Below are 24211 nucleotides of genomic sequence, written 5' to 3' on the forward strand. Positions count from 1 at the left end.
TGATTGCCTATGTTGTTAATTCCAGATCCCGTCGTTCGCTTCTTCCACCGCATGGCCTCCCCGCCGCATTTTTACGCTTTTACCGGGCGATTGATGCCGTGGCTGGTGGTTATTTTTCTACTGGTAACCGCAGTCGGACTATACGGCGGCCTGTATCTGGCGCCAGCCGATTATCAGCAGGGCGACAGCTATCGCATTATCTATATCCATGTGCCCAGCGCCTGGATGTCGTTATTCATTTATGTGGTCATGGCGGTTGCCGGCGCCATAGGCTTGATTTGGCGGATCAAACTGGCGGAGATAGTGGCGATCAGCAGTGCGCCGATCGGTGCCAGCTTTACCTTTATCGCACTGGTGACCGGTTCCTTGTGGGGCAAGCCGATGTGGGGGACTTGGTGGGTCTGGGATGCGCGTTTAACATCCGAATTGATATTGCTGTTTTTGTATCTTGGCGTTATCGGACTTTACGGCGCGATAGACGATAAGCGTACCGCGTCAAGAGCCGTGGCTATTTTGGCTCTGGTCGGCGTGGTCAATATCCCGATCATTCATTACTCCGTCGAGTGGTGGAACACGCTGCATCAAGGGCCGACCGTCACCAAAATGGATAAACCGTCCATTCATGTCAGCATGTTGATACCGCTGTTACTGATGGCGGTATCGTTTAAATTTTATTATCTGATTGCGATGTTGCAGCGGGCGCGTACTGAATTGTTACTACGTGAACGCAACGCGCAATGGGTTAAGAACATGGTCTCGGAGTCGAAGTAATGACGATGCAGGAATTTTTCGCCATGGGCGGCTATGGCTTTTATGTCTGGACTTCTTACGGCCTGACCTTAATCGTGCTGCTGGCCAATATTATTATCCCGGTGGTGCAGCGCAGACAGTTTTTACGCGCCCTGGCGCTCAAACAAAAACGGCAATAAATCATGAAACCAGCTAGAAAACAGCGTTTAATGCTTATCGGCCTAATGGTTATCGGAGCCGGGCTTGCCACCGCATTCGCGCTTAAGTCCTTTAATGAAAATTTGATGTACTTTTTTTCGACCACCGACGTTATCGAAGGCAAGGCGCCCAAAGACACTTTATTCCGCCTGGGCGGCATGGTGATTAAAGGCTCCGTAGAAAGACCGAATGACGGCTTGATGGTGCGTTTTAAACTGACCGATTACAGCAAAAATGTGACGGTTGAATACACCGGCATCCTGCCGGATTTGTTCAGAGAAGGGCAGGGCATTGTTGCGCACGGTAAGTTAAATGCACAGGGCGTATTTATCGCCGAAGAAGTGTTAGCCAAACATGATGAAAATTATATGCCGCCGGAAGTAAAAGATAGCTTGAAAAATCAGCCGGCACCACTCGTTACAGGTCAAAAATAATGATTGCAGAACTGGGGCATTTTTCGCTGATACTGGCCTTGTGCATGGCTGTTGTTTTAGGAATGCTGCCGATTATCGGCGCCTCCCGATCCATATCCGGCTGGACTAGCGTCGCAAGACCCGCCGCGTATGGCCAATTGTTATTCATGGTCTTGTCTTACGCTTGCCTGACTTATGGCTTTTTGACCCATGATTTTTCGGTCAAATACATTGCCACTAATTCCAATACCGCATTGCCGACTTTGTATTTGGTTTCCGGTGTCTGGGGTGCGCATGAAGGTTCCTTATTATTATGGGGCTTGGTGTTGTCGGTGTGGACGGCTTTAGTGGCACAGTTTAGCAAAACTATTCCTGAGGCTACCGTCGCTCGCGTTTTAGGGGTGATGGGGCTGGTCTCTATCGGTTTTATCCTGTTTTTATTGCTGACGTCCAATCCGTTTGAACGCCTGTTTCCGGCGCCTCTGGAAGGGCGAGACTTAAACCCGTTGTTGCAGGATCTTGGTTTGGCAATACATCCGCCGATGCTGTATATGGGCTATGTCGGCTTTTCGGTCGCCTTTGCTTTTGCCATTGCCGCGTTGCTTGAAGGCCGGGTCGATGCTGCCTGGGCGCGATGGTCAAGACCTTGGACCAATATCGCCTGGATGTTTTTAACCATCGGCATTGCCTTGGGCAGTTGGTGGGCCTATTACGAACTGGGCTGGGGCGGCTGGTGGTTTTGGGACCCTGTCGAAAACGCCTCATTCATGCCCTGGCTGGTCGGCACGGCGCTGATTCATTCTTTGGCCGCCACCGAAAAACGCGGCGTATTTAAAACCTGGACGGTATTGCTGGCGATTTTTGCATTTTCCTTAAGCTTGCTCGGCACATTTCTGGTGCGTTCCGGGGTATTAACCTCGGTACATGCGTTTGCCAGCGATCCGGCAAGAGGCCTGTTCATCCTGATTTTCTTAGCCGTTGTGGTAGGCGGGTCATTATTGCTGTATGCGATAAGAGCGCCTTACGTCAAAAGCAGCGCGACCTTTGAACTGGTGTCCAAAGAGTCGGCGATATTGCTGAACAATGTGCTGTTAGTGGTGACCGCTTCCAGTATCTTGCTGGGCACCTTGTATCCCTTGGTCATTGACGCGCTGGGTTTAGGCAAGATTTCAGTCGGCCCTCCGTATTTTAACGCGGTGTTCATTCCGCTGATGGCGCCGCTGGCGATTGCGGTAGGCTTGGGCATGCTGTTGCGCTGGAAAAGAGACAATATCAACGTGATTGCCTTGCGGGTGCGCTGGATTGTTTTGGCTTGCGTCGCGATCGGTTTGCTGATTCCGTTGGCTATGCCGTTTTATTCCTGGGCTGCAGTATTGGGATTAACCTTGGCGTTGTGGACGGTTGCGATTACTGCGCTGTCTTTTATTGACCGGATGGGGCCGCAGGGATTTTCACTGCAACGACTGCACACCGTACCGGCCGGTTTTTACGGCATGACCGTGGCTCATCTGGGCATTGCCGTGTTCGTGGTCGGCATTACCCTGACCTCGGTTTACAGCGTCGAAAAAGATGTCCGTATGGCGCCCGGCGATGCTTTGGATATGTCCGGCTATATTTTTGAATTTCACGGCGTCAAGCAAACCCAAGGGCCTAACTATATTGCAGAGCAGGCTTTTGTCACCGTCAGTCATAACGGCAAAGAGGTCGCCAAGCTCGAACCGCAAAAACGGGTTTATCAGGTGCAAAAAATGCCGATGACCGAAGCGGCTATCGATGCCGGTTTGTTCCGGGATTTGTTTGTGGCGATAGGCGAACCGCTGGGCGATCAAGGCGCGTGGAGCATGAGGGTTTATTACAAGTCGTTCATTCGCTGGATTTGGCTGGGCGCTTTGTTCATGGCGGCAGGCGGCTTAATCGCGGCTTGCGATAGACGGTATCGCGTTGCAAAATTTGCATAGGGCGTGCCATGCGCGCCTTAGCTACTGATCCGAAGGAAAAAATATGATCCACGAAAATCACGAAAGACCCGAAAAAAAATCGAAAGAATTTTGTAGTAGGATTTTTCGTGCTTTTCGTGGACGATTCTTTGGGTAGATTTATTATTGGAAATCACCTTAAGTAACAGCGACAATGAAACTAAAAAAACTTGAGATAACCAATTTTCGTTGCTTTGAATCATTATCTATTGATTTAGATGAACAATTGGCCGTGCTTGTGGCGAAAAACGGGCAAGGGAAATCGTTAGTCCTGGATGCTATTCGCATCGGTTTGTGGTCTTTTGTTGGTGGTTTTGATTTGGCGCACACTGGATATAACGATCCAGCTAATGCTATTAGTGTTGATGATGTGCGAATGTTAAGAAAGCCAGATAGACAAATGGTGCGCCAGCTTCCTTGCAAAATTACTTTGCAAGGTGATGTGGATACCAGTTTGATAGAGCGACAAAATCCTATGCAAGCGCGGACATGGACGCGCTTTCGTGAAAGTGAAGCACCTCGCACAAAAACCAAAGATGATGGGGCTTCTAAAAAAATAAACATCTTGGCATCTATTGTCCAAGATCGAATTAGAGATTCTGAAAGTTCTGATGTTGATTTACCTGTTATAGGTTATTACGGTACGGGACGGCTTTGGAGCCAAAAACGTTTAACAGAAAGGAAAATTAACCAGGGTGCCGATTTCTATATGCGCTTATTTGCTTATCGAGATTGTCTTGATCCTGCTTCTTCATATAAGCATTTTGCAGATTGGTTCACCTGGATTTTTGAAAGTTATAGAGAGGATCAAATTAAACAAACAGAAAAAGGTTTGTCATCTGCGATGAATTCTAAATGGAAAGACACTATTTTTGTGGTTCAACAAGCGATTAACGATGTTCTGCAAGAAGAAACAGGCTGGCATAATTTAGAATACAGTGTGAGTGATGAAAAATCATTAATCCTTAATCATGATAGACATGGAAAACTAAAAGTCGGGCAATTAAGCGACGGTATTCGCGGTGTATTGGCAATGGTGGGCGATATTGCATATCGCTGTATCAAACTAAATCCGCATTTGAGTTTGAATGCTGCGAAAGAATCCAGCGGTATAGTGATGATTGATGAAGTTGAAATGCACCTGCATCCTGCGTGGCAACAGACGATCTTGAGTAACTTGATTAAAGCCTTCCCTAAAATACAGTTTATAGTTACTACTCATAGTCCGCAGGTTATATCAACCGTACCTAGTCATCAAATTAGAATATTGGCGGATAATCGAGTTACTTCAGCCGAAGCCGGAACTCAAGGAGCAGAAGCTTCTCGTATATTAAATGAAGTATTTGGCGTTGAATTACGTGCGCAAAACTTGGAAATAGTTCAAAAACTGAACCGTTATCTTGAGTTAATCGATGATGATAAATGGGATATGGAAGAGGCATTAACATTACGTCAGGCGCTTGATGAATGGAGTCGCGGAAATGAGCCGGAATTAGTAAAGGCAGATATAGACATTCGTATGAAGGAGTTTCAACGGCAATTATGAAAGCGTGTTTAAAAGGAACGATTCCCGCTTTACTTGAGCAATATCAAACTGATAATCCAAGCGCTAACTGGGAGCAATTTAAAAACGAATGCCAACAAGGATACAAAGATGTTCAAGACCAATTGCAATTAGATCAAGGTAACCTTTGTTGCTATTGTGAAATTGATACAAAGCAGGGCTTGGGCATTGGAATAGACGACTTTCGTGTTGAGCATTTTCACCCTAAAAAATCAGATACCGGCAATTCTAGCTATAACTGGGCATTAGATTGGCAGAATATGTTGGGGTGCTGTCATGGTGGATCGGAAAAATATGTAACGGATAATGAAATCCGGTTTGTCCCGAAGCATGCTGAAAGACATTCGGATGTATTAAAAAGTGAGTTTGTTTGGGAAGATGAAATTTTAAATCCGCTTGAAACTCCAGCATTTCCAATACTCTTTCAAGCGAACCGCAGGGATGGAAGTTTATCCGTACACGAAGATCATTGTCGTGATGCTGGGGTTGATATAGAAAAAGCTAACAACTGTTTGCATCCTGAAAAGCTCAATTTAAATTCAGCTCGATTAAATTCCTTAAGAAAAGCTACATTGGACGCGCTTAATGAACAAATTGAAGCGACACTTTCGGCAGGACTAACAATCGAAGAAGCTATATTAAACCTTGCTAAAGCCGAGTTACGAAAAGACAATAGAGAACATTGGCCGCGTTTCTTTACTACGATTAGAAGCTACCTTGGAAAAACCGCTGAAGATTATTTAATCAACATTAATTACACAGGCTGAGAAGCATAAAAGCCAATAATTAAAGTCTGTTATCCTGAATTTAAAAGATAAAATACATTAAAAATTATCATAATGCTTAAATACATTCTCCCCTTAGTATTATTTAGCGTTCTCGCGGTGTTTCTGGCTCTGGGTTTAAATCTTCATCCCAGCGAGATTCCGTCGCCGTTGATAGGCAAACCGGCTCCGGCATTTTCTGCGCCCAAGTTGCAATTACCCGAAGAAAAATTATCGCCAGCCGATTTAAAAGGCCAAGTTTGGCTGTTTAATGTGTGGGCATCCTGGTGTGCCTCGTGCCGCTCCGAGCATCCGATACTGAACCAATTGGCCCGACAAAAAACTGCCATTATCGTCGGCTTGAATTACAAGGACGAACCGGAGGCTGCAAAAGCCTGGCTGGCGCAATTGGGCAATCCTTACGATGTCAGCATCATGGATCAGGATGGCCGCATCGGCATCGACTGGGGCGTTTACGGCGTGCCGGAAACTTTCGTCATCGATAAGCAGGGCGTAGTCCGCTACAAACATACCGGCCCCGTTACGCTGGAAGATGTGCAACAAGTATTCCTGCCTTTGATCACTAAGTTACAAGCTGAAAATTAATGAAGTATTTATCGATTATCTTCCTACTGGGGCTGTCCGGCATCGCTTATGCGGCTGGCGTATCTCCGCAGTTTGCCAACCCTGAGCAACAGGAAGCTTACGAAACCCTGACGTCGGAATTGCGCTGTCTGGTTTGTCAAAACCAGACCATCGCCGATTCCAATGCAGAACTGGCCGCAGATTTGCGCAGGCAAGTGTATGAAATGCTGCAACAGGGAAAATCAAAACAGGACATAGCCCAGTTTATGACCGACCGATACGGCGACTTTGTTTTATACAATCCGCCGTTTAAGCTTAAAACCGGCGTGTTGTGGCTAGGGCCGGTCGCGTTCTTATTGATCGGTTTGGTTATCGTGTTTTTATTTGTGCGGCGTAAAAAGGCTGAAGCAACGATGCCTGCTCACGCAGAACATGGAAACGAAAATGCTGAAAAATTGGCAAAAATCCGCAGCTTGTTAGAAAAAGGTGACCCCTCTTGAATATGCTATTTTTGCTGATCGTCAGCGTAATGACCTTGGCTGCTTTTCTGATTGTGCTGCCGCCATTGTGGCGAAAACATCCGGTTGCAGCAGCGGATCAAGATCAACGCAATATCGCCATAGCCCGTCAACGATTGACTGAGCTTAAAGAGCAGCTGCAAAATGGTGCATTGGGGCAGGCACTTTATGAGGAGCAGCTTGCCGAGCTTGAACAGGCTTTAAGCGATGATCTCGATATACACAGCCATGTAAAAATATCATCGTCGCTCGGCAACCGCTCCCTGCGTTGCTCTACCTCCTGCATCCATGCAGTCGAAGGTAGGTGGATGGCGTGGGTGCTGATGTTGGCAATTCCTTTGGTGGCGGGCTTGCTTTATTGGACATTGGGTAACTATCAGTCATTAAGCCAAGTTGAACAGACAGCGGCAGCGCCAGAGCTGGAACAAATGACCAAAATGGTTGCAGGATTGGCCGAGCGCCTAGAAAAACAACCGGATGATGCGCTGGGCTGGACGATGTTAGGCCGATCCTACAAATACTTGCAGCAAAATGATAAAGCGGTCGACGCCTTTGGACGCGCTTACAAATTGCTAGGCGATCAGCCGGAGATCATGCTGCTTTATGCCGATGCCTTGGCCTTTGCCAACAATGAACAAATGGCCGGAAAGTCCGCGGAGTTGGTATTTAAAGCCTTGGCGATGGAGCCGGATAACCTGACCGGCTTATGGCTCGGCGGCATGGCAAAAGCGCAAACAGGCGATTTTACCGCAGCAATGGATTTGTGGAAAAAACTTGAAGCTTTGTTGCCACCGGGATCGGAAGCCCAGCAGGAAATACAAGTTCTGCTGGCTAAGCTGGCAACCCAAATACCGGAAGGCGCGGCGCAGGCGGAATCAAAACCAGTGCAAGCCAAAGCAACGCCTGCGCCACCGGCTAATGCGGTCGGCATTAATATCCAGGTGAGTTTGGCGCCGGAATTGCAAAAATCGGCGAGTCCAACTGACACCGTATTTATTTACGCTCAGGCCTTATCCGGTCCAAAAATGCCGCTGGCTATCGTGCGTAAACAGGTTGCCGATTTACCGCTAACCGTCGAGTTAACCGATGCGATGGCGATGATGCCAACCATGAAGTTATCGAATTTCGAGCAGGTTAAACTGCTGGCGCGCATTTCCAAATCCGGCGATGCGATGCAACAGTCCGGTGATTTGATCGGCGTTATCGAGCAGGCAACATTAGCCGATAAAAGCCTTAAAAAAATAGTCGTCAACAGTTCAATAAAATGATGGATCAATCGATAAAATTCGATGTAGGCCTGATCAACCGTTACGATAAGGCCGGTCCGCGTTATACCTCTTACCCGACCGCCCTGGAGTTGCACGAAGGTTTCGGCGACAAGGAATATCGTGCGCATATCGCCAAATCGAATGCCGCAGGCGGGCCGCTGTCGCTGTATTTTCATATCCCGTTTTGCGATACCGTCTGTTTTTATTGCGCCTGCAATAAAATCGTCACCAAAAACCGCAAACATGCGGAGCCGTATTTGGCGAACCTGTATAAAGAAATTGCAATGCAGGGTGATTTGTTCGACTCCAGCCGGGTCGTCAATCAGTTGCACTGGGGCGGGGGCACGCCGACGTTCTTAAGTTACGAGCAAATGAAAACCTTGATGGACGTGACCCGCGAGCATTTTCGGTTAAGGGATGACGACCAGGGCGAATATTCGATAGAAGTCGATCCCCGGGAAACCAACGGCCAGACCATGAAACAACTGCGCGCACTGGGTTTTAACCGGGTCAGTTTAGGCTTGCAGGATTTTGATCCTGCGGTACAAAAAGCCGTCAATCGCCTGCAAAGCGAAGAGCAGACTTTCAGCGTTTTAGCCGCCGCCCGTGCCGAGGGTTTTCGCTCGACCAATATTGATTTGATTTACGGCTTGCCGCTGCAAACGGTCGAGTCTTTTGCTCTTACCTTGGATAAAATTCTGGCAGTAGCGCCGGATCGGTTCTCGATTTTTAATTACGCGCACATGCCGGCACGCTTTAAAACCCAGCGCCAGATTAACGATGTCGAACTACCGACGCCCGAGGTGAAGCTGGCCATTTTGCAAATGGTAGGGCAGCGGCTTACCGAAGCGGGTTATGTCTATATCGGCATGGATCATTTCGCCAAGCCCGATGACGAGCTTGCCGTCGCGCAGCGCGAGGGGCATTTGTATCGCAATTTTCAAGGCTACTCCACGCATTCGGATTGCGACCTGGTGGGCTTGGGTATTACTTCCATCGGTAGGGTAGGCGATGCCTATATCCAGAATGTCAAAGAGCTGGACGAGTACGACCGGCTGATCAATCAGGGAAAATTGCCGGTATTTAAAGGCGTAGAACTGGATGATGACGACAAACTACGCCGTGCGGTGATTACTCAACTGATTTGTCATTTTGATTTGAGCTTTGCCGTCATTGAAAAGCAATTTTCGATTCACTTTGCCGATTATTTTGCGCTGGAACTCCAAGCTTTGGTGCCGATGCAAGCCGATGGTTTGCTGCTTTTATCTGTTGACGGCATCAGGGTATTATCCGCTGGCCGTTTATTGATCCGCAATATCTGCATGGTATTCGACAAGTATCTGGCGCAAAAACAACGGCAGTTTTCAAAAGTAATTTAGAGTACCTTATGAATGATGATCGAATAATCGAATTAGAAATAAAAACGGCTTATCAGGAAGATTTGCTGCAAGCGTTGAATCAAATAGTCGGGCAGCAGCAGCAGCAGATAGACCGCTTGGAAGCGACTTGCGGCATACTCAATGAGCGCATTAAAAGTCTGTCTTCGGAAAGTGGCGGCGGCGAAAGCATTGAGGAAGTGCCGCCGCATTATTAGCCGTTGCGTGCCCGGCTAAATATTGCCGGATTGCTATGACAGAAGCCCCGCCTGTGTGAGTCTTTATGCATTATATTTTTCAGACAATTGCAATAATACAAAAACCGCTCCGGTCCCGCCGTCTTTAGGCGGCGTAGAACAAAAGGCCTGAACGTCCTGGTGTTGTCTCAGCCATAAGTTGAGGTTGTTTTTGAGCACGGGATGGTTGTCGGCCGAACGATAGCCTTTGCCATGGACGATGTGTACGCAGCGGCAGCCTTGTTCTACACTGCCGTGCAGGAAATGCAGCAACTGTTGCTTTGCATCGTTGCTATTCAGTCCGTGCAGGTCAATTTCCGCATCCAGCCCAAAATGTCCTTTGCGCAGTTTTTTTAGCACATTATGCTGTAGCCCAGGTGCCGTAAAGCTTAGCGAGTCTTCGATGCCTACTTTTTCAATATCAAAATCAGTTTTGGCGCTTAAATGCTCGTCCACGTTAACGGTCTGAGTTTTTGGATAGGGTTTGGGTTTGTTACCCTCCTTTAATAGCACTTTATCGCTTTTCACGGCGTGTACTTTACCGATAGATTGACGAAACAAATTACTGTCTTCGGAAGTGAGGTTTTTTTTTGCCACGAAAGCTGATTTTGTTGGGTATTGTTGCTAATATGGTTGATTTTATAGCTTAATCGGCTTCAGGGCGATTGATAATGCATATTTTGTTGAGTAATGATGATGGCTACTTGGCTGAAGGGCTGATTGCATTGGCCAAAGCATTGAGCTTGCATGCCGAAATATCGGTGGTGGCTCCGGATAGAAACCGCAGTGCGGCGAGTAATTCTTTAACGCTGGAAATGCCGTTACGCGCGTATGCCATGGACAACGGCTTTATTAAAGTTGATGGCACACCTACAGATTGCGTGCATTTGGCCATAACCGGGTTGCTGGTAAAAGAGCCGGATATGGTTTTTGCCGGGATTAATCATGGCTCCAATTTAGGCGATGATGTACTTTATTCCGGTACGGTCGCTGCGGCAACCGAAGGGCGTTTTTTAGGTTTGCCCGCTGTCGCGATTTCATTAGTGGGCAGTAATCCCATTCATTTTGACACCGCTGCGCATGTCGCAGTGACGTTGTTGCAGCAATTGATTAACAAGCCGTTACCGCAAGATACCATTCTGAATGTCAATGTGCCGGATGTCGCTATTAAGGACTTAAAAGGTTATCGGGCAACCCGACTTGGGCAGCGGCATAAATCGGAGCCGGTCATTAAGAGTAAAGATCCGCGCGGACGCATTATCTATTGGGTAGGGCCGCCGGGAGCGGAACAGGATGCCGGTCCCGGTACTGATTTTTATGCCATCAATACCGGTTTTGTGTCGGTGACCCCGTTACAAGTCGATTTGACCCGGTATGACCGGATCAATGATTTAAACGATTGGCTGCCCAGGGAGTGCGATTTATGATTCAAAGCCTGCAAGGAATAGGCATGACCTCGGCGCGCACCCGTGAGCGGATGATCAACCGGTTAATACAACAGGGTATTTGCAGTCATAAAATTCTGGATGTGATGCGCAATACGCCCCGGCATATTTTTATGGATGAGGCCTTGGCCCATCGGGCTTATGAAGATACAGCCCTGCCGATTGGTTACAACCAGACCATTTCCCAGCCTTATATTGTCGCAAAAATGACCGAACTGCTGTTGGCGGCATCGGCTCGATTAACCTGCGTGTTGGAGATAGGGACAGGTTGCGGTTATCAGACGGCAATTTTGGCGCAGCTGGCCGATCATGTCTATTCTGTTGAAAGAATCGCGCCGTTGCAGAAAAAAGCCAAAGATCGTCTATGGGATTTAAAGCTTAAAAATGTCAGTTATTTGCACAGTGATGGCGGTTGGGGTTGGTCGGATCATGCGCCGTACGATGGTATTTTAGTGGCGGCCGCACCGCCTGAAATACCGGAAATGTTGTTGCAACAAATGGCAGTCGGCGGCGTGATGCTGATCCCGATCGGCAAGGACGACAAACAACAATTACAGAGAGTAACGCGTACAGAAAGCGGCTATGACGTTGAAAAACTTGAGCCGGTTGTTTTTGTGCCTTTTTTATCAGGAAGGAAATAAACATGTTTCAAAAGTTGTATGACAAAGCTTTGCAGTGGTCTAAACACCGGCATGCGGCTAAATATTTGTGTGCGCTAAGTTTTGCCGAATCCTCATTTTTTCCGATACCGCCGGATGTGATGCTGGCACCGATGGCCTTGTCCCAGCCCGATAAAGCCATGCGCTTTGCGCTATTGACCACCGTGGCCTCGGTCTTGGGCGGGATGCTGGGTTATTTGATCGGCTTTTTTATGTTTGACAGTATTTCGCCGTGGCTACAGACCACCCATTTTTGGGAAAATTACTTAATAGCAAAAAGCTGGTTTGAACAATGGGGCTTTTTGGCGGTGTTTGTGGCCGGTTTTTCGCCGATTCCTTACAAGGTTTTTACCATTGCCGCCGGTGCGCTGAGTATGGCGTTTTTGCCTTTTGTGTTAGCCTCCATCATTGGTCGGGGCGGACGGTTTTTTCTGGTGGCTATGTTACTCGCTGCCGGCGGGGAAAAGCTCGAAGCGAAATTGCGCGAATATATGGATAGACTGGGCTGGGCAACCGTAGCCTTAGTCGTTATTGGTGCCGGTATTTATAAGTTCTTGCACCAAGGCTGATTGAATACTAGCTTTCCGTATTGGATTCAAGTTTCGGTAGTAATACTTGGACGGTAAATTCACCGCTTAGACAGTTAAAAGGCGTTAAAGTACCGCCATGCGCCCTTATGATTTCTCGAGAAAAATGAAAACCAAGCCCTACGCCTTTTGTTTCAACTGAGGTGCTGGCCCTAAAATAAGGGGTTCCCAGAAGAGCCAGTTCTTCTTCGCTCAGCGCTTTAGTTTGATTGCTAACGCGCAAGTCAAGTGTATCTGCGGCGATGGTAACCGCAAGACCGACTTTTGTTTTGTTAGTAGAGTACTTCAGTGCGTTGGCAACAAGGTTGCAGATGGCGATATTGATAAGCTTTTTGTCCAACTCAAATGCACCCGCAGGCGGTGTTACTGTTAAATCCACCCGCGCTTTGGCTTCGTAGCCCAGACTGGTGATGATCTCCAGCATAAATGGTTTTACCGGGCAGAGTTCGCGATTTGGCGTTAGAGCTTTATGATCTAACGCTTCCGACAATAAGAAACTATTAACAAACGAGGTTAAATGGGTCACTGAAGCTCGGATATCGGCCAATCTCGCGGCTTCTTGTTGCGATAATGACGAATATTTCGCCTGCAGCAGATTTGCGGTGCGGTCTATTGCGGCCAAGGGGGTAGCAAATTCGTGGGAAAGCATCGCCACAAAGCCCCGTTGCTCGATGGAGCGTTGTTTAAGGATTACCGACTGATGCACAGCGACGTTTTTTTGCTGTTTCAGTTGATATATCCGCCAAGTCAGTCCGAGGCTCATTATTACGATATGAACGAGTGAAGCCGCCTGGTAAATATTGCTGGTAACAAGATTTTGCGGCAACCAGCCGATAGTGATTGAAATTTGTGCGATAGCGCCAAAGGTAGCAATCACACAAGCCAGTAAATAAAACAATAATTCCGTCTGTTTGTATTTCAACCACAGCACTATCAGCAAGCTTAAACTCAAAAAACTGACCGCTAAGCCGAATTGAGATAAAACCAGAATTAATATTTGGTAAAACGGGGTCGTCACCCAGAGTAAGGCGCTTGCTGTGATTAGGCCGCTAGCCAGGTAAAATTGATGAATCCGAGGGAAATGCTGTTTTAGCCGCAGCAGTTGATCCCACATGAATACAGTAGAACATGCTGAGCCAATGGTGCCAATGCCGGTTATCGCATCATTTATCCAGATGGCTTTTGGCGTCACTAATATCGCGCCATAACCGTTTATCCCCAGATACAGAGCCAGCAATGCGGCGATATAGCCGGCATAAGCCAGCATAGCGGTTTGCCCCAGCCAAAGACCGAAACAGACATGAATAAAAATAACAGTGATCAGCACGCCAAAATACAGGCCATGAAATAAATTATACTGAGCCTGATTGACCCAAAAAGCATCCTGTTGCCATAGGGCGGCGTTGAAAACCAGGGAGCTGATGGAGTGTATGCGCACATAGACCTGTACCGGCCGGTCATCGGTTAAGGCAACGGGCAGTGCATTGAGGCGCGAGGGCAAGGGACGCTGCAAAAAAGGCGTATGATCGCCTAATTGATAGTGCTCAAAATGCCCGTCAGCTTGTTCCAGCCAGACTTGTACGTCATCCAAAAAAGGCGCGCCCAGGGCCAGTATCCAATCGCTTGGCGTATTCCCGGTTCCGACCAAGGTAAAATAATACCAGTGCGCATCAGGGGAATAAATGCCTCCAGGAAACCCATCTACCGGTTGATAGTCGGCTAGTCTGGCTTGCTCAAAGGTTGCCGCAGCACTTTTATCGTTATAAAAGTGTAGATGTCCGGCCAGTGACAAATGCTGCGCATTCATATTGACCGGCAAGGGAGGATTTTGCTCTGCATAAGCTGCGGTCATCAGCATCGACAACAGGAAAACCGCTACCGATTGTTTCAGCATGACTACTGATGATCGATGATGCTGCTATTGCCTGCAAAGAGATAGCCAACCGCGTAATTCGTACGAATCGGAATTTCTAAAGCAGATAAGTGCAAAATCTTTTTGCGTAGGCGACTGATGCAGTTATCCAAATTACGCAGGTTTGACAGCGTATCAGGCTTGCCGATGCGCACTAATAAGTTGGCACGGCTAACCGGCGTACTGGTAAATTGAAATAATGTTTCAAGAAAAATCATTTCAGTTTGGTTAACCGACAGTTGATAACCGTTAGGTGTTTCCAGATGCCAGGTTGTCTTGTGTAACAGCCAGGCTTGCGATTTTAATTCCGATAGTCGAATAGGTTCGGCAATCGGAATGAGTTCTAAATTGGGTTTTATCCTGCGCAGAACGCCGTGGCAGGTTGCTTCAATAATTTCCAAGGTAGCGTTCTTGGTTAAATAAGCATCTGCGCCTGCATTCAGGCAAGTAAGCTGGGTGTCGTTATCGGTTAACGCCGTTATGATGATCATACCGGCTTGACTGCGGGTACGCAGCCAAGTCATCACTTCAATGCCGCTCTCGTCCGGTAGGGTAATGTCCAATAAAAATAAATCGAAGTTAGTGTCTAAGAGCGCCTGATAAAGCTTGGCAGCAGAGTTAAAGCCTTGAGCTGAGAAGTTGCGCAGATTGAGAAATTCAACAAGATCGTTACATAAGCGCAGGTCGTCTTCGACTACGGCAATATGGATGTTTTTCGTCGCCATAGAGTCAGGCTGTAATTTCATGATGGGTTTTATCGTGTTTAGGCGTTGCGTAATGACAGGCAGGTTTATATAAAAAAATCCTATGCTTAGCTATATATTCCTGCAAAAGTCTTGCTGTGTTTTTTTAAAAATCGTTAATCTTGGTCTTGTCTGCATACTCAAGTGGCTGATTTAATAGAAAAAATATAAAAATAAAGGGGTAAGTCCTTAAGTCCTATTGTTTAGGGTCGTCGTTTCTGGACATGGCATCGGTGTAGTATTTAACAGAATTCGATAGAAATTAATGTGCGCTTAATCACAAATATCTCGTTTATAGTATTACGTAGAAATACCTAGTACTCAACATAAATGTAGTCGTTGGTTTTTTATCGGTCGTCAATGGCTTTAGCGCTTTGCAATGCTTTACACAGGAGATTTAAGTGAATCAACTCATAAATAAAAAGTCGCAAACAGGTTTTACCCTGGTGGAAATGTCGGTGGTATTGGTCGTTATTGGCCTGATCTTAGGAGCGGTGTCGATCGGTAAAGATGTGCAGCGGAATGCCGAATATACCAAACTCAAGCAGAAGTTTATCGATCAGTGGGCGACTGCCTACAACGAAGCTTATGCCCGAGCCGGCGTGGTATTGGGGGATAGTCAGACAGCGCCCAGGTTTATGGTGAACGGTACTGCTTACGCGGCTACTCCTGGTCTAGCTATTTCAGGACAGAACATGAGCGGAATTACTTCCCCTGGGTTAATTTGTCAAGCAGACAAAAGGGCTAATATGGCCGGAGCGGTAGGAACAACTAATGGCCTTATATTGCATTCCCTGATGGATCGACTGGGCATACGCATGCCGCCCGGACGTGCCGAAGGCTCTGAAGACCGTTATCTTTATCTGGACAGCAACGGCAACCCGCAGGAAGTTCAGGTTTGTTTCCAATGGAATCCACCAACGACAGGTTCCGGTTCCGGTAATGTGATGGTGATTGGCGGGTTAACGCCCGAATTGGCCCGAGAACTGGATCAAATGATCGACGGCAAACCCGATGCCCGGGAAGGGATGTTTAGGCAGGAAGGTATCACTGAAGCAACGCCAGGTGTACCGGGCGTTGAATGGGGGGCAAATAATACTGAAATTTATACCGCAACACCTTTAGTTGCGGGCGGTGGTACCACAGCCGGCGCTAACCTGGATGAAAATCAAGTTATCACCGTAGTTGCCCACTACAAAATGAATCAGTAACCGGAGCAGGCTTATGAGCAAGCGCTTTTTATCCTCTCAGCACGGCTATAGTCTGGTTGAAATATCCATAGTACTGGCGGTTATGGGCTTGCTGGTAGGTTCGGTTTCGGTGGGTAAGGACGTGATTCAGCAGGCTGAGCACTATAAGCTGACAGAGAAATTTGTGATGCCGTGGAAGCAGGCCTACGACCAGTACTATCAACGTACCGGGGTCATGCTCGGCGACAATCAGGTCGCCCCTACTTACATGGTTGCCGGAGCCGAAGCCTATTTAAGTTATGACGACGGTTCGGTTGCCGGTATACCGCAAAATTATTTGCAGACCGGTCGACGCATTTGTCATGGTCAAGGCTATCCGCAAGGCTCTGTAGGTATTGGCGATAGAACCTTGGCTAATCAGGATTTGCATTGGTTGCTTGATCGGGTTGGCATCAGAATGCCTCCAGGGCGAGCCGAAGATAAAGAAGATCGCTACGTTTATGAAGACAGCAATGGCAATCCGGCGGAGATGCAGATTTGTTTCCAGTGGAATCCCGATCGTACTGTCAGCGGTTCCGGCAATGTCATGGTATTGCGCGGATTGACGCCGGATATGGCGCGGATGCTGGATCAGTTTGTTGACGGCAAGCCCGATGCATTAGAAGGTCGGTTCCGGCAGCAGAATAATGACAATAACGACAGGGAGCAAAGCCGGCAAAGACCCGGTCATGAATGGTTGGCAAACAACACTTATGCCATGGGCAATCAAGTGCCTACTGCGTTTAGCCTGGGTGAAAGCCAGGATGAAAATCGCGTCATATTGTTGACTGCGCACTGGATCATGGACCAATAAGCCCTATGCGAGCTCAGGTTCAACAACAGTTTGTCTTGTCATGCCAAAAAACCGCCAGGCAGCGTCTAGCGGTTTTTTCTGTCGGCGTATGCAGTGCGGTGTTATTTCCGCTGCTATGGGTGTCGCTTAATCAAAGCCATCAGCAGCAAGCCGAGCGGGAAAAAACCCTTAACGCGATACAGCTCAGTTTAAGTCAACTGGTTGATGTTGAACGGCTGTACTCGGTTTTTGTCGAGCATAACGCCGAACTGAAGCAGTTATCCTCAGACATTGAGCAGCGTGGTTTAGTACCCGCAGATTGGACTATGCGCCAGATCAAATTAAGCAAACTGGAAGCCACGCGTGCCGAAGCTGAGGTGTACTTGGACAGTATTGCGCAATCACCTACCGTGTATTTCATCCCGGAACGCTTTGAAGCTAAAGTGGCCGATTCGAAAGATGATTTATTCCGCTGGCGACAAGGAAGCAGAGATGCTGTTTTTGTCACCATTCTAGGCCGTTATTACGCCAGGAAGCCGCAGTAATGTATATCAGGCTGCTTGATTTAAATGGTGAATTGTCAACATTGACTGATGTCGGCGCCTTAGTCTTGCCTGGTCTGGATGATGTTCCTGCTCCGGTACGCATGATTACCGATTATGCCGGTAGCGCTTTTGGGGTTGAGGCTTTAAACGCGAGCGTAGACCAGGTCAGCATCGTTCTGGAAAAAAAGTTGCGTGAAAATGGACTGATTGATGGTTTTAGCGAGGTCATCATTCATCAGGTGAGCCGCATTGCCGGACTCAGCGTCGCCTTATATACGGCGGTGTCGGTCGATACTTTTTTGACTTATGGCCGGAGTTGTCAAGCGCATAAAGAACCTTGTCACCCGATTGCATTGGCGCACTGTTTATATCGTTATGCGTTGTCGATAACCGGCGAAAGCACTGCGGTAGTGCTGCAACATGGACGCTGCGTCGATTTTGTTTTGGTCAATAACGGTAATGCCGTGGCTGCGGAACGTCTGCTGGTTTACGCCAGAGACGACGATGGCGACAAAATGGTCGTGCAATTGCTGCAAGCCTTTGCCGCCGTGGAAAAACGCGGTGCAGAGTTACCGGCAAAGGTAGTCTGGCTGGTGCATGATTCAGCCTCTAGCGAGGCTGAATCATGGTTTGCTGAATTCAAACACCGCGCAACCTTTTGTTCGGCGGAACTCGCGGCCGATCTGCCCTTTTATGGTAACGAAACGGTAGGGATAAGTTCGGGCGATCAGCTGTTTAACGCGCTGACAGTCAAGGATGTACTCAGCAATAAAACCGATCAGCGCCTGACCCTGATAGCCGACAGCGTTATGCCCTGGCTGGCAGGATTGGCGGCAACCGCTTGCGCCGTATTATTGGTATGGAATGTAGCGGCTTATTTTCAACTCAGTTCGGTAAAACAAACCGTGAGTCAATTAGAAAGCAGTGCTGAATTTACCAAGATCGGACAATTGCACCAGGCCATGCTTACCGCTGAGGCGGAGCGCTCACCGATGATTACAGAGTCTGCCAAGTTTGCTGCTGAGTTGCAGAAAACCCGAGTTCGGGATGTGCGCCGGGTGATGATGGATATCAGGGCGTCTTTGTCCGACCTGGTCATGATCAGGCGTGTTGAAGTGATCAACAGCGAAGGCGAAAGCCCCTCCATTCTTGTCGAGGGTAAAGGCGTTGAGTTTCCCGGCGCGGTGCGTGGCGAAGAGTTATTAAGCGAGGCCTTGCGCAGTAAAGGTTATGAAGTGAATAAGCGGAGCCTTGAAATTAAAAAAAATGATAACGCTTTCAGCTTCTTATTGAAATGGCGGGAAAATTGATGAAGGCGCTGGGCACTATTATGGCGTTGCTGTTTGTGTTTTCAGCCGTTGTCGCATGGCGATTGAGCGCAACAATGAACACTAAGACAAGCCTTCAGCGTAGCGCAGTCGGCACCGAGTTATTTAACTTACAGTCGCGTCTCAATAATGCTAATCAGACGGCAATGACTGAGCAACAAAGCATTCATTGGCTATTGGCGCAAGTTCCCCGGTATCAGGAAAGTCAGGATGCCAAAGCCGGACTTCCCGGAAAATTTATTATTGACCCCTCGCCTCAGCAAGTGAACACGCAACGGGTTGTTGCAACGCTCACCAATGCACAGGTACAGCCGGTTTTCAGTCAGCAGTCTGACAACAATACGGCTAATGCCCAGCCGCAAGGGGCTTTCAGTCAGCCGCAAAATATAAAAATTAAGGCTGACACTTGGCCGGATTTCGAGTTGCAACGCTGCGACAGCCTGCCTAAAGACAGCGCCGGACAAAGCATTGTTGCCGAGTGTAATAACGTACCGCCCCCTGAAGTCGTGCAAGTGCCCAAGCCTAGACCTAAAAAAAGCCGCGTTAAAGTCGATCCGAACTGGTGGCAGGATTATGTGTTAACGATGGTGTTTCATGGGCCTGGAGCCAAACGTGCCGTTATTAACGGAGCCTTCGTTGTTGAGGGTTACGGCTTAGGCGACGGGATCAGTGTCTATCGAATCAGTGAATCATCGGTGTTTTTGCGCAAGGCAAAAAGCTTGCACCAACTTACCTTAAATAAATACGGCAAAGACGGCGCTTTAACGCCTGTTGTTAATCACTAATCAGGATCGGGCATGAGATTAATTTATGTGGCTTTAGCGGCGGCGGCCATTGCCGCGCTGACCTTTATGTTGCTTTGGGCGCAATCCGAATCGGAAAAAGCGCAATTGCTGAATCAATACGACATGATGCGGGATATTGCGCGGCAGCAACCAACGCCCGCGCCAACAAAAAATGAGTCTGCGCCCCCGTCTAAACATACTAGCGGTGAGTACACTGACAGTGATGCTATCGAAAGCAGTCCAAGCCAAATCGAGTTAAATGCCAAACCGATGCAAGCGCCTGCAAGCCAAGCGCTGCCTAAGCCGCAGATTCAAACGCCGCCCTTGCCGGCCAACTTGCAACCGGAGAATGTAAAAAAACTTCAAGACATTCAACAGCGCTTGCTGGGACTGATGGCAACCGGTAAAGCAGCCAATATAGACGAAGTCGCCAAACTATTGGCTGAATTACAAGGCATGGAGCAAAGCGGGGTTAATTTTCAGGGAATGGATTTTTCGATAGCGCAAAAAAATCTTGAGGTGGCTAAACAGCTTCAAACCGTCAGTGAGGAAATTCAAGCGCTGAGCAAGCACAGCCCGGTCGACAGCAAAAAGCTGAATGCGGCGCTTGACCGGCTCAATAAATTACAGGCACAGATAAAGTCGCCGGTCGGTGTCATTCCGCCTCATTGAGATAGGACGATGCAAGCATTCCGGCGCGAACGCGGTTATTCAATGGTAGAAATGGCGGTTGTGGTTGTCACTACCGGCATCATTACCGCATCAGCGATGTCGGCTTATCGTCCCACCGTCGGCGCTAGCGATGCGGCTTCAAAAACCGGAGAAATGATCAAAGTAAACCAGGCGATTATTGCCTTTGCCCAACGTAACCACCGTTTGCCTTGCGCTGACGATAATGCCGACGGTATTGAAGGCAATGCCGGGGTTTGCACGGCCGGTAGTTATGTGTCGGGCGGCGTGCCTTATGTCACTTTGGGCGTGACGCCACCGGCGGTATTGGGTACCGGCGCCGGCGCTGATCTTGTTTATGCGGTGTATCGCAATAGTGCAGCGAGCCCCAATGCAGACTTGGCTAGCCTGATCGAAAGAAATGATGATGCACCGGCGGCTAACCATTATCGGAATAGCGACGATTTAATGATTGCCTTGGTTTCAGCGGCATCGGCAGCGGTCAGTTCATCTTATTTGAATATGACCGGCGATGGCGCGGCGACTGGCGTCAGCAATTGTGCGACTAACACGGTCGCGAATGTCGCGTTTGCGCTAATTTCCGGAGGCAGTGTTGATATGGATAAAAACAATTCGATTTTTGACGGCCCTCATAACGGTGTGAGCTTGCCGACCGGCAGCAGTGTTAAATGTTTTGCTCCGCCGACCTTGTCGGCGTCGTCGAACTACGATGATAAGGTCATTGTAACGACCTTTGAACAATTGATTTCTTTCCTGAAACAATAGCTAAAAATTCAGATCAACCCGCGTTTTAACCTTTTTATAGCAGACAAAAAATAATGATGAAACCACCTTTTTCAAAAAAATTTCAAGGCTTATTTAAGGTTGCCATGATGGGTTCGCTTGCTGTTTCTTGCAGCCTTGATCCTTCACTGCCTAATAAACGCAACATTGAACAAACCAACCAACAGTCGCTGCCTCTTATCGGTAAAAGCGTTGCCGCTGAATCGAATAAATACGCAGAGGAACAGGATGAGTTAAGCCGTCGAGTGGAAAAAATAAACCCGGCTGCCGAATTAATGCCAATGGAGCCTTCTTTTGATCCTTTGGAAGCAATTACTGTATCCGTTGATGTCGATAACGAAGATGCGCAGAATATTTTTTATGTGATTGCCGATCAGGCCAAAATGAATGTCATTCTTGCGCCTGAGTTAGCTGAAATGAAGCAAAGAATTACCCTGCATCTAAAAGATCTGCCGGCCAATCAGGTGTTTTATCAAGTGCTGCGCATGCTCGATATGGACGGTGAAATCAAAGACAATGTGATGATGGTGCGACCGCTGAAAGAACAGGTGTTCGATCTTGAGTTTCTACAAACCATGACCTCGGTTGACTTTAGAGCGGGTGGCGACGTTTTTGGCTCCGGTATGAGCGCTTCCGGCAGTGGCGGCGGCGGTACGGGTGGCGGCGGTACGGGTGGCGGCGGCGGTATGGGCGGTGGCGGCATGGGTGGCGGCGGCGGTATGGGCGGCGGTGGCGGTAGCTCCAATAACGGTATGCAAAGCGCCTTTAATTTGAAAGGTAAAAATATCAGCGAAGATGACCCGTATAAAGAAATCGAGGAGATGTTTAAAACCATCACCGGAGGGGATCATCTTAAAGTAGAGACGGGCTCTGAAAAAACAGCATCGAGCGAGACCACGGATAGCGAAACTGGCCAGAACAAAAAAACAGACAAAATTTCAGCCAATCCTGTTTATGTGCTTAATAAATCGACGGGTACCTTATTTGTTCGCGCCAGACCCTCTCAGATGACGGTGATCAGTCAACTGGTTGAGCACTATAAGGAAGTACAAGAGCGACAAGTGATCATTGAAGCGCAGATTATCGATATTCAGCTGAATGATGATTTTCAACTCGGAGTTGACTGGACTTTGCTGAAAAATCGCCTGGCGGCCTCAAGTGGCAGCGGCGTAGGTCTGGACTTGTCGTCAGGCAACACCACGTTTCCCGGCTCCAGTTTTGACGGTGGACGCACATTAACCATCCCCGCTGCCGCACTGGGTGGACCGATCGGTTTAGGCGCTGCTTATGTAGCGGGTCCTGTAGCGGCTGCAGTTGACATCATGAAAACATTCGGCACGATCAAAGTGCTGTCGAATCCGTCAATACGGGTGAAAAACTCACAACCGGCTATCGTCAGCGTGGGTCGAACTGAACGCTATATATCGCAAACCATGTCCAACGTCTCCAACGCTGGCGGCGGTCAATCGACGGTATCGTCTAACGTGATAACCGGCAATATCTTTGATGGTATTGTCCTGGGCGTCATTCCGTTTGTGACCAATCATAAAACGATCAATTTAACGATTAATCCGATGCAAACTAAGGTGCTGCCCGGCAGTACCACCCCGATCAATGTAGGTGGCAGTGAAAATCCTATTTTGGTGTCCCTGCCCAAAACTGACTTTAAAGGTTTAACAACATCGTTAAGTATCGGTGATGGCGACGTAGTGATATTAGGGGGGCTGATTAGCGAAAGTTATGGCGACAGTGGTCATGGCATTCCACTTTTATCGGATATTCCGTACTTGGGCGCTTTATTTGGCGGGCGCGGACATACGGCGCATGCGCGTGAATTTGTCTTGATATTGCGGGTGCGTCAAATATGAGTCTAGTCTATAAAGCCTTAGAAAATGCCAAAAGCAAAAATGCGCAATTGGCGGTTAAAGAATCGGGACGCGAAGGTCATACTGAAGAGCAAGGCCCGTCTCGGCTTAACGCCAAGATGAAATGGATCTGGGGCATCACCGCATTAACCGTCGGTGGCGGCTTAATGCTGGTAAACGCAGGGCAATTTGGCATAAATGAGCGTGTTGCGTCTAGCCAAGCCAATGTTAAGGTAAAACCGGTACCCACACCGGCGGCTATGTCGGCAGTGATTGATGGCGCTGCCGCAGAGGCGACAGCGCCGCCTGTTTTAGCGGTTGCGCCAAGCGTCGCTGAGATTAAGGTGCCGGTAGTAGCCAGCGTTGCCGTTGAAAAACCGTTTGAGCCAACCTTTTCGTCTAAAGCCTTAGCCCGCCCCACTGAAGTTGTCGCCATTATGCCGGTCACCGTTGCTCAGATCGATAAGCCTGCAGTATCCCAGCTTAATGACACGGTCATCATGTCCAATCCATCGGAAATTTTACCGATCGATACGCCTGCAAGGTCCCAGCTTAATGATAAGGCGGCAGCTAAATCGCCTAAAATCACGTTCGCTGTCCCTTTGGCGGAAGCAAAAATAGTCCAGTTGCCGACGACTGCGGTGTTAACCGCAACGCCGCGCGAGCAGGTCACGATTGATACCCGGGTGCAGTCCGAAAATCAGCCTAAACGATTTGCCAAAACCATCGTTGCAAGCGACAGGCGGTCGCAACGATCACAAGCTGCTATACACACCAAACAGCCGTATGACGTTAATTTATCCGACAATAGTGGCTCGGTTAGCGCCAATAAACCCCAGAGACATGCTGCTCTTGAGCATATTATCTCAAGCGCAAAGCAGGCTATTCGAAGCAAGGATTTCACCACGGCTGAAATAAAATTACAGTCGCTCGGCGATATTGCCGGTACTGAAAGCATGGTTTACAAAAGATTATCCGCTTATTACTTAAGCGTAATAGGCGATAAGGAAGCCGCCGCTACCGCTTACAAAAATATTATCGCAATGGCGCCCAACGATTTGGAAGCGGGTTATAACCTGGCCTTACTTGAATCTCAGTTGGGTCGCTTGGAACAGGCGAAAAATCGGGTACGTTTTTTAAAAGAGCAATTCCCTCAGTCAGGCGCTGTTGATAAATTAGCAAAATCAATCAATAAATGA

At 48.2% G+C, this 24211-nt stretch carries 26 protein-coding genes; 23 read left to right on the top strand and 3 right to left on the bottom strand.

The window, feature by feature from the left end; translation table 11 throughout:
* Positions 1 to 9: 9 nt before the first annotated feature.
* From ABXJ76_RS03315 to ABXJ76_RS03365, 11 genes are all read left to right on the top strand, one after another.
* On the top strand, positions 10 to 771 hold the full coding sequence (locus ABXJ76_RS03315) for a heme ABC transporter permease (RefSeq protein WP_432744073.1): 762 nt from the start codon (positions 10 to 12) through the stop codon (positions 769 to 771).
* Entirely contained in the window at positions 771 to 929 is a 159-nt protein-coding gene (gene ccmD, locus ABXJ76_RS03320; RefSeq protein ID WP_432744075.1) for a heme exporter protein CcmD, read from the top strand. The genes ABXJ76_RS03315 and ccmD overlap by 1 nt, the downstream gene beginning before the upstream one ends.
* A gap of 3 nt (positions 930 to 932) precedes the next feature.
* Positions 933 to 1382: a cytochrome c maturation protein CcmE gene (ccmE, locus tag ABXJ76_RS03325; RefSeq protein WP_432744077.1), complete on the top strand. Its 450-nt coding sequence runs from the start codon at positions 933 to 935 to the stop codon at positions 1380 to 1382.
* Entirely contained in the window at positions 1382 to 3319 is a 1938-nt protein-coding gene (locus tag ABXJ76_RS03330; protein ID WP_432744079.1) for a heme lyase CcmF/NrfE family subunit, read from the top strand. Before ccmE ends, ABXJ76_RS03330 begins: the two co-directional genes overlap by 1 nt.
* A gap of 172 nt (positions 3320 to 3491) precedes the next feature.
* Positions 3492 to 4883, top strand: coding sequence for an AAA family ATPase (locus tag ABXJ76_RS03335; RefSeq protein WP_432744081.1), 1392 nt, complete (start codon positions 3492 to 3494; stop codon positions 4881 to 4883).
* On the top strand, positions 4880 to 5668 hold the full coding sequence (locus ABXJ76_RS03340) for a retron system putative HNH endonuclease (protein ID WP_432744083.1): 789 nt from the start codon (positions 4880 to 4882) through the stop codon (positions 5666 to 5668). Before ABXJ76_RS03335 ends, ABXJ76_RS03340 begins: the two co-directional genes overlap by 4 nt.
* Positions 5669 to 5740: 72 nt before the next feature.
* Positions 5741 to 6271 carry a DsbE family thiol:disulfide interchange protein gene (locus ABXJ76_RS03345; protein ID WP_432744086.1) on the top strand — a complete coding sequence of 177 codons (531 nt, stop codon included), beginning with the start codon at positions 5741 to 5743 and terminating at the stop codon, positions 6269 to 6271.
* Positions 6271 to 6750 carry a cytochrome c-type biogenesis protein gene (locus ABXJ76_RS03350; protein ID WP_432744088.1) on the top strand — a complete coding sequence of 160 codons (480 nt, stop codon included), beginning with the start codon at positions 6271 to 6273 and terminating at the stop codon, positions 6748 to 6750. Before ABXJ76_RS03345 ends, ABXJ76_RS03350 begins: the two co-directional genes overlap by 1 nt.
* Positions 6747 to 8036, top strand: a complete 1290-nt coding sequence (gene ccmI / locus ABXJ76_RS03355; RefSeq protein ID WP_432744089.1) for a c-type cytochrome biogenesis protein CcmI — start codon at positions 6747 to 6749, stop codon at positions 8034 to 8036. The genes ABXJ76_RS03350 and ccmI overlap by 4 nt, the downstream gene beginning before the upstream one ends.
* On the top strand, positions 8036 to 9415 hold the full coding sequence (gene hemN, locus ABXJ76_RS03360) for an oxygen-independent coproporphyrinogen III oxidase (RefSeq protein WP_432746429.1): 1380 nt from the start codon (positions 8036 to 8038) through the stop codon (positions 9413 to 9415). The genes ccmI and hemN overlap by 1 nt, the downstream gene beginning before the upstream one ends.
* An 8-nt stretch (positions 9416 to 9423) precedes the next feature.
* On the top strand, positions 9424 to 9630 hold the full coding sequence (locus ABXJ76_RS03365) for a SlyX family protein (protein WP_432744091.1): 207 nt from the start codon (positions 9424 to 9426) through the stop codon (positions 9628 to 9630).
* Positions 9631 to 9693: 63 nt separating this feature from the next.
* Here ABXJ76_RS03365 and ABXJ76_RS03370 read toward each other — a convergent pair whose 3' ends face one another.
* On the bottom strand, positions 9694 to 10245 hold the full coding sequence (locus tag ABXJ76_RS03370; protein WP_432744093.1) for a Smr/MutS family protein: 552 nt from the start codon (positions 10243 to 10245) through the stop codon (positions 9694 to 9696).
* 74 nt (positions 10246 to 10319) lie between these two features.
* On the opposite strand from ABXJ76_RS03370, the gene surE reads away from it, so the two are divergent.
* The 3 genes from surE to ABXJ76_RS03385 are packed head-to-tail and all read left to right on the top strand — an operon-like array spanning position 10320 to position 12321.
* Entirely contained in the window at positions 10320 to 11075 is a 756-nt protein-coding gene (gene surE / locus ABXJ76_RS03375; RefSeq protein WP_432744095.1) for a 5'/3'-nucleotidase SurE, read from the top strand.
* Complete coding sequence (locus ABXJ76_RS03380) at positions 11072 to 11734, top strand: protein-L-isoaspartate(D-aspartate) O-methyltransferase (protein WP_432744097.1); 663 nt, start codon at positions 11072 to 11074, stop codon at positions 11732 to 11734. Before surE ends, ABXJ76_RS03380 begins: the two co-directional genes overlap by 4 nt.
* A 2-nt stretch (positions 11735 to 11736) precedes the next feature.
* On the top strand, positions 11737 to 12321 hold the full coding sequence (locus ABXJ76_RS03385; RefSeq protein WP_432744098.1) for a YqaA family protein: 585 nt from the start codon (positions 11737 to 11739) through the stop codon (positions 12319 to 12321).
* A gap of 7 nt (positions 12322 to 12328) precedes the next feature.
* Here ABXJ76_RS03385 and ABXJ76_RS03390 read toward each other — a convergent pair whose 3' ends face one another.
* Positions 12329 to 14233 carry a sensor histidine kinase gene (locus ABXJ76_RS03390; RefSeq protein WP_432744100.1) on the bottom strand — a complete coding sequence of 635 codons (1905 nt, stop codon included), beginning with the start codon at positions 14231 to 14233 and terminating at the stop codon, positions 12329 to 12331.
* A gap of 2 nt (positions 14234 to 14235) precedes the next feature.
* A complete protein-coding gene (locus tag ABXJ76_RS03395; protein ID WP_432744102.1) occupies positions 14236 to 14997 on the bottom strand; it encodes a response regulator transcription factor in 762 nt (253 codons plus the stop codon).
* Between the two features lie 398 nt (positions 14998 to 15395).
* On the opposite strand from ABXJ76_RS03395, the gene ABXJ76_RS03400 reads away from it, so the two are divergent.
* Genes ABXJ76_RS03400 through ABXJ76_RS03440 form a run of 9 tightly spaced genes read left to right on the top strand, consistent with a single transcriptional unit; the run spans position 15396 to position 24211 of the window.
* Entirely contained in the window at positions 15396 to 16205 is an 810-nt protein-coding gene (locus tag ABXJ76_RS03400) for a type II secretion system protein (protein WP_432744104.1), read from the top strand.
* A gap of 13 nt (positions 16206 to 16218) precedes the next feature.
* Positions 16219 to 17037, top strand: coding sequence for a type II secretion system protein (locus ABXJ76_RS03405; protein ID WP_432744105.1), 819 nt, complete (start codon positions 16219 to 16221; stop codon positions 17035 to 17037).
* Positions 17038 to 17042: 5 nt separating this feature from the next.
* Positions 17043 to 17561 carry a hypothetical protein gene (locus ABXJ76_RS03410; RefSeq protein ID WP_432744107.1) on the top strand — a complete coding sequence of 173 codons (519 nt, stop codon included), beginning with the start codon at positions 17043 to 17045 and terminating at the stop codon, positions 17559 to 17561.
* Positions 17561 to 18871, top strand: a complete 1311-nt coding sequence (locus ABXJ76_RS03415; RefSeq protein WP_432744109.1) for a hypothetical protein — start codon at positions 17561 to 17563, stop codon at positions 18869 to 18871. Before ABXJ76_RS03410 ends, ABXJ76_RS03415 begins: the two co-directional genes overlap by 1 nt.
* Complete coding sequence (locus tag ABXJ76_RS03420) at positions 18856 to 19674, top strand: hypothetical protein (protein WP_432744111.1); 819 nt, start codon at positions 18856 to 18858, stop codon at positions 19672 to 19674. The genes ABXJ76_RS03415 and ABXJ76_RS03420 overlap by 16 nt, the downstream gene beginning before the upstream one ends.
* 12 nt (positions 19675 to 19686) lie before the next feature.
* Positions 19687 to 20346: a hypothetical protein gene (locus tag ABXJ76_RS03425; protein WP_432744113.1), complete on the top strand. Its 660-nt coding sequence runs from the start codon at positions 19687 to 19689 to the stop codon at positions 20344 to 20346.
* 9 nt (positions 20347 to 20355) lie between these two features.
* Positions 20356 to 21129 carry a type II secretion system protein gene (locus ABXJ76_RS03430; RefSeq protein ID WP_432744114.1) on the top strand — a complete coding sequence of 258 codons (774 nt, stop codon included), beginning with the start codon at positions 20356 to 20358 and terminating at the stop codon, positions 21127 to 21129.
* A gap of 53 nt (positions 21130 to 21182) precedes the next feature.
* Positions 21183 to 23015: a pilus (MSHA type) biogenesis protein MshL gene (gene mshL, locus ABXJ76_RS03435; RefSeq protein ID WP_432744116.1), complete on the top strand. Its 1833-nt coding sequence runs from the start codon at positions 21183 to 21185 to the stop codon at positions 23013 to 23015.
* Positions 23012 to 24211: a tetratricopeptide repeat protein gene (locus tag ABXJ76_RS03440; RefSeq protein ID WP_432744118.1), complete on the top strand. Its 1200-nt coding sequence runs from the start codon at positions 23012 to 23014 to the stop codon at positions 24209 to 24211. The genes mshL and ABXJ76_RS03440 overlap by 4 nt, the downstream gene beginning before the upstream one ends.

This window comes from Methylobacter arcticus (assembly GCF_050917435.1).
GTDB lineage: Bacteria > Pseudomonadota > Gammaproteobacteria > Methylococcales > Methylomonadaceae > Methylobacter_A > Methylobacter_A titanis.